The organism is Plantactinospora sp. GCM10030261, from assembly GCF_042666615.1.
Classification (GTDB): Bacteria; Actinomycetota; Actinomycetes; order Mycobacteriales; family Micromonosporaceae; genus KBS50.
This window is the reverse complement of sequence record NZ_JBHTDD010000001.1, coordinates 598,004-610,373: the sequence shown is the minus strand read 5'-3', so window position 1 is coordinate 610,373 and position 12,370 is coordinate 598,004. Positions and strand designations below refer to the sequence as shown.

The window sequence follows — 12,370 nt, the reverse complement described above, 5'->3', positions numbered from 1 at the left end:
AGGGGAGGGGAGGGGAGGGGAGGGGGGCGATCAGGTTGTGATCTTGAGGAGGGCTGCCGTGAGGAGCAGGGTCAGCACCACCAGGCGGAGGACCCGGGTGGCCGGTCGCTGCACCGGCCAGGTGGTGACCAGCAGGGCCGCCAGGCCGCCGGCCAACGCCAGTAGCACCACGCCGCCGATGGCGCCGGGGGCGAACAGGCCGATCAGGATGAGCAGCAGGGTGGCGAGGAACACGGAGGTCGGGTTCAACCGGGCGAGCCGGGCCAGCATCGGAGGCTGCGTACGCTGCATCGGGAGATCTTACGTTCAGCGGGAGGTACGGGTGCTCGTCACGAACCGGTTCGTGGTCGACGAGGACGGCGCGGAGTCGTTCACCGAGCGGGCGCACGCCGCCCTGGCGGCGCTCGCCGCGCGGCCCGGCTACCGCCGGGGGCAACTGCTCCGGGCGCTGGACGACCCACGGCACTGGTGCCTCGTGACGGAGTGGGAGTCGGTGGGCACCTACCGCCGGGCCCTCGGCGCCTTCGACGTCAAGATCCACGCCACCCCGCTGCTCGCCGAATCGCTCGACGAGCCATCCGCGTACGAGCCGCTTGCCACCGCCGAACCGGACGGTCCGGTCGTTGTCGGGACAAGCGATCGCGCGACTGATCCCTTCCGCTGATCCTCCGGGCACTACTCTTGCCCTCATGACCGTTTCCGGACCGGTGGGGCCGGCGATCCCGACCGGGCGTGACGCGCCGGCGCCAGCCGGACCCGGCGGGTCTTCGTCGCCGTCCGGCCACGGCTCCGGCCCGTCGTCGCAACCCGGAGCGCCTCCGCCGTCCGGGCCGCCGGGTCACGGGCCCGGCGTGCCGCCTCCGCCGTCCGGCCCCGGGGCCACGCCGCCGTTCGCCGCGCCGCCCACGGAAGGCCGCAGCCTGCGGCTGTGGCTCGGGCTGGGCGCCGGCGCCCTCGTCGCGGTGCTGTGCTGCGGCGGCGGTGGCGCGGCCCTCGTCGGGCTGGTGGTCTCCGGCACCCAGGCGGTCAACGAACAGGCCCAGGTCGTGGTCGGGGACTATCTGCGGGCCGTCAAGGACAAGGAATACGACGACGCCTACCGCCTGCTCTGCGACTCAGACCAGCAGCGGGAGTCACCCAGCGAGTTCACCGACCGGCTCTCGGCCGAGCCGGACATCGCCTCGTACGACGTCGGGGAGGCCACGGTCAGCACGGACATCAGCGTGCCGGTCACCGTCACCTATTCCGGCGGGAACCAGCAGGCCCAGCGGATCACGCTGGCCCAGGACCGTGGCACCGGCCAGTTCGAGGTCTGCGGCGTCAGTTAATCTGCTGGGTCGGGGCTACCCGTAATCCGTACGGTGGGTTGCGACGTTACCCATCTTGTCCGTACCGATCCCCGCCGACCGCCAGTCGGCGTAGGAGGAACCCATGCCAGCCGACCGTATCGACGCCCTCGTCAGCCTGGCCAAGCGCCGGGGCTTCGTCTACCCCTCCAGCGAGATCTACGGGGGTACCCGCTCGGCGTGGGACTACGGCCCGCTCGGCGTGGAACTCAAGGAGAACGTCCGCCGCCAGTGGTGGCGCGCCATGGTCCAGCAGCGCGACGACGTGGTGGGTCTCGACTCGGCGATCATCCTGGCCCGCCAGGTCTGGGAGGCGTCCGGTCACATCCAGGAGTTCGTCGATCCGTTGACCGAGTGTCAGGCCTGCCACAAGCGGTTCCGGGCTGACCACCTGGAGGAGAACTTCGAGGCCAAGCACGGCCGACCGCCGGCCGCCCTGTCGGAAATCAACTGTCCGAACTGCGGCGCCAAGGGCTCGTTCACCGAGCCGCGGATGTTCAACGGCCTGATGAAGACCTACCTGGGCCCGGTGGAGAGCGAGGAGGGCCTGCACTATCTGCGGCCCGAGACCGCCCAGGGCATTTTCGTCAACTACAACAACGTGGCCACGTCGGCGCGCAAGAAGCCGCCGTTCGGCATCGCGCAGATCGGCAAGTCCTTCCGCAACGAGATCACCCCGGGCAACTTCATCTTCCGCACCCGCGAGTTCGAGCAGATGGAGATGGAGTTCTTCGTCCAGCCGGGCACGGACGAGGAGTGGCATGAGTACTGGCTCGCCGAGCGTTGGAACTGGTACGTCGACCTCGGCCTGCGCGAGGAGAACCTACGGCGGTACGAGCACCCCAAGGAGAAGCTCTCGCACTACGCGAAGCGCACCGTGGACATCGAGTACAGGTTCAGGTTCGGCGGCACCGAGTTCTCCGAGCTGGAGGGCGTTGCCAACCGCACCGACTTCGACCTGTCCACCCACTCGAAGCACTCCGGCGTCGACCTGTCCTACTTCGACCAGACCAAGAGCGAGCGCTGGATCCCGTACGTGATCGAGCCGGCGGCCGGCCTGACCCGGGCGGTGCTCGCCTTCCTGCTCGAGGCGTACGACGTGGACGAGGCGCCGAATGCCAAGGGCAAGATGGAGGAGCGCACCGTCATGCGCTTCGACCCGCGACTGTCCCCCGTGAAGGTGGCGGTGCTGCCGCTGTCCCGCAACGAGGCGCTGTCGCCGAAGGCGCGGGATCTGAGCGCCGCGCTGCGCAAGCGGTGGAACGTCGAGTTCGACGACTCGCAGGCGATCGGCCGCCGCTACCGTCGCCAGGACGAGATCGGTACGCCGTTCTGCGTCACCGTCGACTTCGACACCCTTGACGACAACGCGGTGACGGTGCGGGATCGGGACACCATGGCCCAGGAACGGGTCTCCCTGGATCGTGTCGAGACCTACCTCGTCGAGCGCCTCCCCGGCTGCTGAGTGGATCGTCGACGGCCCCGTCGCCCGCGGAACGGGTTGGTGGGGCCGTTCGCGTGTGGATCGCCCGAACGGGGGAGGCGGCGACTCTCCTGACGTGCCAGCATTCCGTGACCATCCAACGTCACGGGGGATCGCCTATGTCACGGGAATCGCATCAGCATGCTCAGCGGCGCGCGGCCGACCACGATCCGGCACGTCGCCGGCTTCTGCGACGGGCCGCGACGGCAGCCGCGGCCACCGCCGGTGCCGGCGCCGCCGCGGTCGCGATGCCCGGCACCGCGCAGGCCGCGCCGGGTGACGACATGCTGGCCGGTCGGGACAACGACGCCGGTACAGTCGCCACCAGGCTCATGTCCAACTCGTCCGCTACCGGCCCCACCCTGGTGCTGGAGAACTCCGCCGGGGTCCCGCTCCGCCTGGTGCCGAGCCCCAACCTCTATCCCGGGGTGTTCGACAGGCCGGTAGGCACTATCGCCGTGGACACGGACGGCGACCTCTTCGTCAAGGCCGGAGTGGTCGGCGAGGAGACAAACGGCTGGGTGTGGACCAGCGACTGGGCTACCACGTCGGTCGCCGTCCCGCCGACCAGGGTGCTGGACACCCGGGACGCGGCCCTGCGGTCGAACATCGTCTCCGGTAGGGAGAATCTGGACTCCAACGGCCGGATCAAGGCGGGCGGCACGATCGTGGTGAGCCTCGACAGCTACGTCGAGGACGGCTACGCCATGAAGGCGAACGTGACCGTGACCGGCACGGTGAGTTCGGGCTTCCTCACCGTGTGGGGATCCGGTTCCCGGCCGACCGCGTCCACGTTGAACTGGTCGGCCGCCGGCCAGATTCTGTCCAACTTCGTCTTCACGCCGCTTGGTGCCCTGGCGGGCTACGGCAGCGTCGTCGCCATCAACGCCGCCGCTCCGACGCAGGTCGTTCTCGATCTGACGGGACTGGTGGTGGCCCATCCGGGTCAGGTGCGGGTCGGCGGCGCGGCCCAGCGACTCAACCTGCCTACGGTGCCGAACGGTCGCGGTGACGTGGCCGCTCCAGAGCTGGAGGGCTGACCATGACCGCGGACAACACCACGGAGGACCCGGGTATGTCGACGTCCGAGGAGGGCGCCTCGCGGCGGGCGATGCTGCGCACCGCCGCGGTTGCCGGCGGCGCGGCCCTGGCCGCCACCACCACCGTCACCGCTGTGACCGCCGCCCCCGCGGCGGCCGCCGACGGTGACCCGGTCAAGCTGGCCCAGCTCAACGACGGGACGTCCACAACGACCCTGCGGGCCGCGGCAGGTGACGGGGCCACCCTGTCCGTCGCCAACCCCGACGGCGCCACCCTGCGGCTGAGCCGCGGGAGTGTCGTCTCGGCGGTGCCGGGTGCGCTCCACCCGACGGTTGACGGCCTCTCCGTCGTGGGCACCGACGCGCAGGGCAACGCCCGTAGACACTCGTTGCTGACCACGGCGAGCGCGTCGATGCCGGTGCCGATCGCGCCAACCCGGGTGCTGGACACCCGGACCTCCGCTGGCCGGGCGCACCTCGTCGAGGGAGCCGGCGACATCGACCGGTACGGCCGGGCGGTCGCCGACTCCTTCATGGTGGTCAGCCTGAGGCACCTGGTCGAGTACGGGTACGGCGTGCTGGCCAACATCACCGTGGCGAGCACGGTGACCGGCGGGTTCGGCAAGGTGTGGGTCGGCCCCTACCCGGAGGCTTCAACGATCAACTGGTGGACGGGCGGGCAGATCCTGTCGAACGCGGTCATCTCGCCACTCGGCTGGTACGACAAGAACGGGGTGATCTACCAGGACATCATCGCGATCAGCGTATCCAGCCCGGCGGCTGTGATCTTCGACGTGACGGGGTTCCTGGTCAGCTCGCCGTTCGACATCACCGCGGCCGGAGCGACCGCCGCGGGAGCTGGCAGGAAGGGCCGGACCGGGGCGCGACGCGGAGCGCCTGAGAAGCGGGACGGGAAGCTGAGGGTGCGGCGGAATGGCTGAGCGCGAGATCGAGGAGCAGACCCTGTTGGAGACGGAACGGACGCACTCCAGTACGAGCCGCCGTCGGATCCTGGGCGCCGGTGCGGCGATCGGGGCGGGTGCGGTGGCGGCGAGCACCGCGGCGACGCCCGCCAGTGCCGCGCCCGGCGATCCCGTCCTGGTCGGTCGGGAGAACGACGCTGGCACGGCCGGTACGACGTTGAGCATGCGCTCTGCCGCCCAACCGGCCCTGTGGGTCGAGCACTCCGGTGACGAGCCTCCGCTGGTGCTCGCTCCCAAGCCGGCCGCGGAGATCCCGCAGCAGGTGCGGTCCGGGGACATCGCCGTCACCACCGAGGGTGACGTCGTCATCGGCAAGCCGTCCGGGCGGCCGGCGCTGGCCGGCTCCACCCGCTGGACCAACATCACCATCCCGTTCCTGCCCCAGCGGGTCATGGACACCCGTGACCTGGGCCGCTATGGCTCCAACCTCATCGAAGGTGGGGAGTTCGTCAACGGCAGGGGCCAGGTGAGCGCCGGAAGAACGATCTACGTCTCCCTCCAGGGCGTGGTCAACCAGTTGGGCGCGGCGGTAGCGGAGAGCGTGTTCGCCAACATGACGGTGACCGGGACGGTGGCGGGTGGCTTCCTGACCGCCCACCGGCCGGGCACCCCGAAGCCGTTGGCGTCCTCGCTGAACTGGTGGGGTGCGAACCAGATCCTGTCGAACCTGGTGGAGGTCCAGATCGGCCCGCACCGCGGGCATCCGGCCATCGCCATCAACGTGTCCAGTGCCACGGCCGTGGTGGTTGACGTCTCCGCTCTGGTCGTGGTCCCCGCGGTGAGCTGACGTCCGTCGGTCGCCGGCCGCTCCGGTCGGCGGCCGCCGGGCGCGTCGGAGACCGACTCCGGGCCGGGCAGTGGGCCGGGGACGGTCTCCGCGTAACTCCTCCAGATGACGGCACGCTTACCACTTCTACACTCGTACGGTGACCGTTTCCGCTGCTCCCGTCGAACGCCCGCTGAAGCTCGGGCGGTATGTGGTGTCGCCGCCGGTGGTGCTCGCGCCGATGGCCGGGATCACGAATGTCGCTTTCCGGCAGTTGTGCCGGGAGCAGGGCGGTGGTCTCTACGTCTGCGAGATGATCACGACGCGAGCGCTTGTGGAGCGGAATCCCAAGACCCTTCGCATGATCGCCTTCGGGGCGGACGAGCGTCCGCGCAGCCTCCAGTTGTACGGCGTGGATCCCGAGGTTACCGCCGCGGCGGTGCGGATGGTGGTCGACGAGGGACTCGCCGACCACGTGGATCTCAACTTCGGGTGCCCGGTGCCGAAGGTGACCCGCAAGGGCGGCGGTTCCGCGTTGCCGTGGCGCCGCCGGCTGTTCGCCCGGATCGTCCGGGCCGCGGTCGAGGCCGCGGCGCCGGCCGGAGTTCCGGTCACGGTGAAAATGCGCAAGGGCATCGATGACGACCATCTGACGTACGTCGAGGCGGGGCTCGCCGCCCAGGACGCCGGCGTGGCGATGGTCGCCCTGCACGGTCGTACGGCGGCCCAGCGCTACTCCGGCACCGCCGACTGGGATGCCATCGGCACCCTGAAGCAGGCGCTCGACGTGCCGGTGCTCGGTAACGGCGACATCTGGGAGGCCGACGACGCGCTCCGCATGATCGCGTACACCGGGGCCGACGGCGTGGTCGTCGGGCGCGGCTGTCTGGGCCGGCCGTGGCTGTTTGCGGACCTGGCGGCGGCATTCGCCGGCCGGGCGGAGCGCCGGCTGCCGGATCTGGGTGAAGTGGCCAGCACCATGCGGCGGCACGCGGAGTTGCTGGTGGCCGCGTTCTCCCCGAGTGAGGCGGAGGCGGCGCGGCGGCACGGCACCAGCCGGCCCGTCGATTCGGAGCGGGACGGCTGCGTCGACTTCCGTAAGCATGTCGCGTGGTATCTCAAGGGTTTCCCGGTCGGCAGCGAGCTACGCCGCCGGTTGGCGATGGTGACCAGCCTGACCGAGCTGGACGACCTGCTGGGCAAGCTGGACCCGGCCGAGCCGTTCCCGGCCGCGGCGCTTGGCCAGCCGCGCGGGCGGACCAACTCGCCGGGCAAGGTGTTCCTGCCCGACGGGTGGCTGGCGGACCGGGACAGCGACGAGGTGCCGGCCGGCGCCGAGCTGGCCGACTCCGGCGGATAGCTCGCGTCACGGCGTATGCGGTTGGCCGGCAGATGGCTCCCGTCGGGTACGCAGGGCCCGGGAGGCGGCCACACCCACCCAGGCCAGACCGGTGTAGGCGGCGATTCGTTCCAGGAGTCCGCTCGGCGCTCCCGGCCACGTCCCGGCGTAGTCCAGGGAAACCAGTGCCGTGCAGGCCAGGAAGGCCAGGATGACGGTGGCGGCGACGACCCGGCCGGCCGTACGCCAGCCGGTCCCGTGGTGAGCCCTGTGCAGGTCGCGGCCGAGCCGCCAGCCGGCCACCGTGAGCGAGACGAACAGCACGCCGGCGGCGAGGTCGTGCAGGGTGCCACGCCAGCTCTGCCCAGGCGTGGCGCCGGGCGGGAAGCCGAGCCCGGGGTCCATCGGGAAAACGGCGGCGAGCAGTAGGCCGGAACCTGCCGCCGCGACCCACCGGTGGGCGAGGAAGGAGCCCCGCCTCACGGGGTCACTTGTTGCCCGCGAGGCGGTGCGCAGCCCCATCGCGACCAGCAGGATGAGCAGCCCGACGACGGCAAGTTTCGCGGTGCCGAGCCAGCCCCGGTCACCCAGCGACAGGTGGCTGATCCAGTGCCGGGCGGGTTCATATCCGGGCCGGGTCGCGGCATCGACGACATCGACCCCGATGAGCAGGATCGGGGCGGAGAGGGCGAGCAGGGGGTACGAGAGGCGACTGGTGGTTGGCATGCGAACGATGTTCGCACTATGCGAACAGCGTTCGCAAGATCTGAGTGCCGATAGGTTGGGAACGACAGGAGAGGTGGCATGGTCCAGCGAGGCGACGAGGCGGTTCCGGTCCCGCCGTGGCGGGCCCGGTCGGGTCGGACCAGGGCACCGCTCACCCAGGCCGTCATCGTGACCGCCGCGCTCGAACTGGTGGAGCGTGCCGGGGTCGAGGCGGTCAGCATGCGCACCGTGGCCGAGGCGCTCGGGACCGGCCCGTCGTCGATCTACCGGCACGTCGCAGGCAAGGACGAACTCCTGGAACTGGTTCTCGATCAGGTGCTCGGCGAGGTACGGATCCCGCCTCCCGACGCCGACGACTGGCGCCGGCCGCTGCGCGAACTGGCGCACGAGGTGCGCCGGGTCCTGCTCGGACACGGCGACATCGCCGCCGTCGCCCTTTCCGGTCGACCGGTCGGCGGCAACCCCGTGCGCATCGCCGAGGGGCTGCTCGCGATCCTCCGTACCGCCGGCTTCGACGACCGGGTGAGCGCCTGGGTGGTCGACCGCCTCTCCCTCTACGTCACCGCCGACGCGCTGGACGTAGCACGCCGCCGGCTCTCCGCCGCGTCGGGAACCGAGCGGTGGAACCAGGTCGCCGAGTACTACCGCGCCTTACCGGAACAGCGGTTCCCGCACACCGTGGCGGTTCTCGGCGAGCTGTTCGCGGGCGACGAGGCGGACCGGTTCGCTGCCGGGCTTGACATCTTCCTCGACGGCCTGGACCGGCGTCGTCCCTGACCGGCTCAGCCCCGTCGGCTGCCTCGTCCGGGTGTCGAAGCGGCCCTTTCCTGCTGCTCGGTCGCCGTACTGCCGTGGCGCGGCGTGGTGGACCGGGCCCGCCCGCTCCTGTCCGGTCGGGCATCGAGCCGGCGAGGACCGGGCCCCTGGGTGCCGAGTTCGTCTTCCGGGTTGAGCAGCCGGCACGCTTCCATCGACAGGCAACCGCAGCCGATGCACCCGGTCAGTTCCCGTTGCAACTGCTCGATCTCGCGCTTCCTCGCCTCCAGCATGATCTGCCAGCGTCGGGAGACTCGCTTCCAGTCGCGGGCGGTGGGGATGCTGTCCATCGGCAGGGTGGCGAACACCTCGCTCACGTCGGCGAGACCGATGCCGAGCCGCTTCGCAACCAGGATCAGGGAGACCCGCCGCAGCATGTGTCGGGGATAGCGGCGCTGGTTGCCGGCTGTGCGGTTGGTGGAGATGAGGCCGAGCTGTTCGTAGTAGTGCAGCGCCGACGCCGCGACGCCGGTGCGCCGCACCACGTCGCCAATGGTGAGTTCGTCGTCCGGTTCCTTGGACACGCGTGACCTCCACCATGGCGAATTGACCTCAAGTTTCCTTGAGATCTTAGGTTGGCCGCATGTCCACCGTTACAGAGCCACCGAGCGGAACCTGGCGCGACCTCCTCGGACCCGGGCACGTCGGCACGTCCGTCGTCCTTGCCGGCGGCGTCGGGTTGCACGCCATCAACATCTTCCTGACCACCAGCCTGTTGCCGACGGCGATCGATGAGATCGGAGGAGAACGGCTCTACGCGTGGAGCACGTCCGTATTCATGATCGCTTCGGTGATCTCCTCCATGCTCGTCAGCCGGCTGCTGGGTGGGCGCGGACCCACAATGGCGTACCTGATCGCGCTGGCACCCTTCATCGCGGGCACGCTCCTCTGTGCCGTGAGCCCCACGATGGAGGTGCTGCTCCTCGGCCGTGCGCTGCAAGGCGTGGGTGGGGGCATCCTCGCCGGGCTCGGCTACGCGGTGGTGCAGGCCGTGCTGCCGGAGAACCTCTGGGCGAAAGCGACCGCCCTGGTCTCGGCCATGTGGGGTGTCGGCACCCTGGCCGGTCCCGCCATCGGCGGCCTCTTCGCCCAGTTCGCCGCCTGGCGGATGGCGTTCGTGGTGCTCGCCGTGATCGGCGCGCTCGTCGCGGTCCTGGCGACGCGGGTGCTGCCGAACCGGGGCGGCTCGGAAGTCGTCGAACCGATGCCGGTCCTTTCCCTGGCGCTACTGACCGGGACCACCGTCGTCATCAGCGTCGCCAGCCTGCTGACCCGGCCCGGACAGTTGGTCGCGGCGGGCCTGGTCGCGGCGTCGCTGCTCGTCGCGTTCGTGGTGTGGGAGCGCCGAGGGCCCGCCCGGGTGCTACCGGCCACGACGTACGCGGCGAACAGTCCGTTGAGGTGGCTCTACCTGACGATCGCCATCCTTGCGGCGGGCACCGCCACGGAGGCGTTCACCCCACTGTTCGGTCAGCGCCTGGGTGGCCTCGAACCTCTGGCGGCCGGCTTCCTCGGCGCCGCGGTGTCCGTCGGCTGGTCGACGAGCATGATTTTCAGTGCCAACGTCTCGGACCCGCGGATCGTGCGCCGGCTGCGCGTGCTGGGCCCCGCCGTGCTGGCCGTCGGTCTCGCCGTGACCGGTCTGGGCCAACGGGAGGACGCGGGCGCACTCACCATCGCCACCTGGTTCATCGGCCTGATCGTCGCCGGTGTCGGCATCGGCATCGCGTTCCCGCATCTGATCGTGGCGACCATGAGCGTGTCGGGCGATTCCGTGGCGGGGGGCAAGGCGGCGGCCGGCGCCAACACGGTCGAACTGGTCGCCCTGTCGCTCAGTTCCGCGCTGGGCGGGGTGCTGGTGAACCTCGGCGCACCATCAATGGTTCGCTCCGCGCAGTTCGTGCTCGTGGGTTTCGCGGTGCTCGCGGTCCTCGGCTGCCTCACCGTCCGCCGGGCCAACCGCGCGGACACGTCCGCGACCTCGCGACAGGCCGCGGTTCCCGCCCTCGATTGACGTGGTTAGCCGACCGGGGCGTCGTCGGCCGGATCGCGGGGCGTGGGAACCGGCGGTCCGGCCGCGGCCATCGTTCCGGCGGACGGGGCGGCGGGAGTCGAGGTGGGTTCGACACCGGCCGCCGTGCGCGGGGCGGGCCAGGGCACCTCGGGCGAATGATGGAACGCGATGCCGGCCGCCCGCCAGCGGGTTGCCTGGGCCGCCAACCGGGCGCGGAAGTTCGACCAGTCCCGCCCGGCGGCCGGTGACCAGCCCAACTCGGCGATGGCGGGCAGCCGCGGGAAGACCATGAACTCGATCTCGGTCGGTGTGGTCACGGACTCCGTCCACAGTGGCGCCTCGATGCCGAGGATCGCTTCCGCCGGTACGCCGTCCAGGTAGCTGGCGGGGTCCCAGTCGTACGCGCGCCGGGTCTCGATATGACCGGCCCAGTCGTGGCCGATCGGAGTGTCGGCGGTGTACTTCATGTCCAGATAGCACCGGTCCGCGGGGGAGAGCAGTACCCCAGCCCCTCGGCGTACGGCGTCGGCCACCGGCGCCTGTTCGGCCGTGGTGCCCCAGTAGTGCAACACCCGGCCGTCGACGTGTGTCGCCGGGGCGGTCTGGTGCCAGCCCAACACCCGCTTGCCGGTGGCCGCGACGATTGCCTGTGCCCGGTTCACGAAGTCCGTGTAGGCGCCGGGCGGCAGGGTGAACGCCTCGTCGCCGCCGAGATGGAGGAACTGGCCCGGGCTCAGCTCGGCCACTTCGCCGAGGACGTCGGTCAGGAACGTGTACGTCCGGCCGTTCGTCACGTCGAGCGCGCTGAACCCGACGTCGGTGCCGGTGTACGCCACCGGGGCGCGGCCGCCTGGGGCGAGTTCCGGGTACGCGACGAGCGCCGCGTTGGTGTGCCCCGGTACGTCGATCTCCGGAACGACGGTGATCCGCCGGCGGGCCGCGTGGCCGACGATGCGCTGGTAGTCGGCCTTGGTGTAGTAACCGCCGGGGCCACCGCCGACCTGGCTGGCGCCGCCCACCTCGGTCAGTCGGGGCCAGGAATCGATGGCGATCCGCCAGCCCTGGTCGTCGGTGAGGTGCAGGTGCAGATAGTTGATTTTGTATCGGGCCACCTGGTCGATGAACCGGCACACCTGGTCGGCGTCGAAGAAGTGCCGGGCCACGTCCAGCATCACGCCCCGGTACGCGTACCGGGGATGGTCCGCGATCCGGCAGCCCGGCACCGTCCACGGGCCTGGGGCGGTACGGCCGTCAACGGCGGGCGGCAGGAGTTGGCGCAGCGTCTGCACGCCGTGGTGCAGCCCGGTGGCGGTGCGGCCGCGGAGCGTGACCGCGTCGGCGGTGACGTCCAGCTGATAGCCCTCGGCGCCGGCACTCTCGGGTTCGGCGGCGTCGTCGGTGAGCAGCAGGGTGATGTCCCCGTCGGCGGTCGCCACCCCGGCGGGGGTCACCGGCAGCGGATAGCCGGTGGGTCCGCGCAGCAGGTCGGCGAGGTGCTCCGCGACGTCCAGGGCGTCCGGCTGGGCGGTGGCCCGGATGGTGGTCTCGGGGGTGAGGCGATATGCCGCGCCGGCCAGCTGTTCCACCCGGAGTGGGCGGGGAAGCAGGGCGTCGAGCCTGGCCATGGCCTCCCGGTCCGGGGTCGCTCGGGGCGGGGGCGTGGTGGTCGACGGATCGGTGGATCGAGGGCCGACACTCATGATGAGGGGACTCCCTGGGATGGCGGCGCGGGGCTGACTCTGGAGCCGTTCCAGGGTATCTGAGCTGCGGATATTCGCCGAACCTGCGAGTCGCGGACGATCCGCCCGACTGCGCTGAGTGGCGACACAGATGCACATTGTCACCCAGGATAGGGGC

Annotated in this window: 13 protein-coding genes; 9 read left to right on the top strand and 4 right to left on the bottom strand. The window is 70.8% G+C overall.

Annotated elements, in window-relative coordinates; translation table 11 throughout:
• Nucleotides 1–30: 30 nt before the first annotated feature.
• Entirely contained in the window at nucleotides 31–291 is a 261-nt protein-coding gene (locus tag ACFQUZ_RS03055; RefSeq protein ID WP_377437328.1) for a DUF6703 family protein, read from the bottom strand.
• A 31-nt stretch (nucleotides 292–322) separates the two neighbouring features.
• Between ACFQUZ_RS03055 and ACFQUZ_RS03050 the strand changes: the two genes are divergently transcribed.
• The 7 genes from ACFQUZ_RS03050 (at nucleotide 323) to dusB (ending at nucleotide 6,978) form a co-directional block, all read left to right on the top strand.
• Entirely contained in the window at nucleotides 323–664 is a 342-nt protein-coding gene (locus tag ACFQUZ_RS03050; RefSeq protein WP_377437327.1) for an antibiotic biosynthesis monooxygenase, read from the top strand.
• Between the two features lie 187 nt (nucleotides 665–851).
• Nucleotides 852–1,328 carry a hypothetical protein gene (locus tag ACFQUZ_RS03045; protein ID WP_377437325.1) on the top strand — a complete coding sequence of 159 codons (477 nt, stop codon included), beginning with the start codon at nucleotides 852–854 and terminating at the stop codon, nucleotides 1,326–1,328.
• Nucleotides 1,329–1,431: 103 nt separating this feature from the next.
• Nucleotides 1,432–2,811: a glycine--tRNA ligase gene (locus ACFQUZ_RS03040; RefSeq protein ID WP_377437323.1), complete on the top strand. Its 1,380-nt coding sequence runs from the start codon at nucleotides 1,432–1,434 to the stop codon at nucleotides 2,809–2,811.
• Between the two features lie 137 nt (nucleotides 2,812–2,948).
• The gene (locus ACFQUZ_RS03035; protein ID WP_377437322.1) at nucleotides 2,949–3,869 is read left to right on the top strand and encodes a hypothetical protein; all 921 of its coding nucleotides are present in this window, start codon (nucleotides 2,949–2,951) and stop codon (nucleotides 3,867–3,869) included.
• A gap of 35 nt (nucleotides 3,870–3,904) precedes the next feature.
• A complete protein-coding gene (locus ACFQUZ_RS03030) occupies nucleotides 3,905–4,810 on the top strand; it encodes a hypothetical protein (RefSeq protein WP_377437320.1) in 906 nt (301 codons plus the stop codon).
• Complete coding sequence (locus ACFQUZ_RS03025) at nucleotides 4,803–5,639, top strand: hypothetical protein (protein WP_377437318.1); 837 nt, start codon at nucleotides 4,803–4,805, stop codon at nucleotides 5,637–5,639. The genes ACFQUZ_RS03030 and ACFQUZ_RS03025 overlap by 8 nt, the downstream gene beginning before the upstream one ends.
• Before the next feature lie 220 nt (nucleotides 5,640–5,859).
• On the top strand, nucleotides 5,860–6,978 hold the full coding sequence (dusB, locus tag ACFQUZ_RS03020) for a tRNA dihydrouridine synthase DusB (protein WP_377437498.1): 1,119 nt from the start codon (nucleotides 5,860–5,862) through the stop codon (nucleotides 6,976–6,978).
• Between the two features lie 6 nt (nucleotides 6,979–6,984).
• Here dusB and ACFQUZ_RS03015 read toward each other — a convergent pair whose 3' ends face one another.
• A complete protein-coding gene (locus ACFQUZ_RS03015) occupies nucleotides 6,985–7,683 on the bottom strand; it encodes a DUF998 domain-containing protein (protein WP_377437317.1) in 699 nt (232 codons plus the stop codon).
• A 78-nt stretch (nucleotides 7,684–7,761) separates the two neighbouring features.
• On the opposite strand from ACFQUZ_RS03015, the gene ACFQUZ_RS03010 reads away from it, so the two are divergent.
• Nucleotides 7,762–8,460, top strand: coding sequence for a TetR/AcrR family transcriptional regulator (locus tag ACFQUZ_RS03010; protein ID WP_377437315.1), 699 nt, complete (start codon nucleotides 7,762–7,764; stop codon nucleotides 8,458–8,460).
• Nucleotides 8,461–8,465: 5 nt separating this feature from the next.
• Here ACFQUZ_RS03010 and soxR read toward each other — a convergent pair whose 3' ends face one another.
• Complete coding sequence (soxR, locus tag ACFQUZ_RS03005; RefSeq protein ID WP_377437314.1) at nucleotides 8,466–9,023, bottom strand: redox-sensitive transcriptional activator SoxR; 558 nt, start codon at nucleotides 9,021–9,023, stop codon at nucleotides 8,466–8,468.
• A gap of 59 nt (nucleotides 9,024–9,082) precedes the next feature.
• Between soxR and ACFQUZ_RS03000 the strand changes: the two genes are divergently transcribed.
• Nucleotides 9,083–10,513 (top strand): MFS transporter, encoded by a 1,431-nt coding sequence (locus ACFQUZ_RS03000; protein WP_377437312.1) that lies wholly within the window; start codon nucleotides 9,083–9,085, stop codon nucleotides 10,511–10,513.
• A gap of 5 nt (nucleotides 10,514–10,518) precedes the next feature.
• Here ACFQUZ_RS03000 and ACFQUZ_RS02995 read toward each other — a convergent pair whose 3' ends face one another.
• Entirely contained in the window at nucleotides 10,519–12,351 is a 1,833-nt protein-coding gene (locus ACFQUZ_RS02995; protein ID WP_377437311.1) for a beta-N-acetylhexosaminidase, read from the bottom strand.
• Between the last annotated feature and the right edge of the window lie 19 nt (nucleotides 12,352–12,370).

Excerpts from the sequence above, each read along its gene's own strand:
- ACFQUZ_RS03055 (WP_377437328.1), bottom strand. The coding sequence starts at position 291 with ATGCAGCGTACGCAGCCTCCGATGCTGGCCCGGCTCGCCCGGTTGAAC.
- ACFQUZ_RS03040 (WP_377437323.1), top strand. The coding sequence starts at position 1,432 with ATGCCAGCCGACCGTATCGACGCCCTCGTCAGCCTGGCCAAGCGCCGG.
- ACFQUZ_RS03035 (WP_377437322.1), top strand. The coding sequence starts at position 2,949 with ATGTCACGGGAATCGCATCAGCATGCTCAGCGGCGCGCGGCCGACCAC.
- ACFQUZ_RS03030 (WP_377437320.1), top strand. The coding sequence starts at position 3,905 with ATGTCGACGTCCGAGGAGGGCGCCTCGCGGCGGGCGATGCTGCGCACC.
- ACFQUZ_RS03025 (WP_377437318.1), top strand. The coding sequence starts at position 4,803 with ATGGCTGAGCGCGAGATCGAGGAGCAGACCCTGTTGGAGACGGAACGG.
- dusB (WP_377437498.1), top strand. The coding sequence starts at position 5,860 with ATGGCCGGGATCACGAATGTCGCTTTCCGGCAGTTGTGCCGGGAGCAG.
- ACFQUZ_RS03015 (WP_377437317.1), bottom strand. The coding sequence starts at position 7,683 with ATGCCAACCACCAGTCGCCTCTCGTACCCCCTGCTCGCCCTCTCCGCC.
- ACFQUZ_RS03010 (WP_377437315.1), top strand. The coding sequence starts at position 7,762 with ATGGTCCAGCGAGGCGACGAGGCGGTTCCGGTCCCGCCGTGGCGGGCC.
- ACFQUZ_RS03000 (WP_377437312.1), top strand. The coding sequence starts at position 9,083 with ATGTCCACCGTTACAGAGCCACCGAGCGGAACCTGGCGCGACCTCCTC.
- ACFQUZ_RS02995 (WP_377437311.1), bottom strand. The coding sequence starts at position 12,351 with ATGTGCATCTGTGTCGCCACTCAGCGCAGTCGGGCGGATCGTCCGCGA.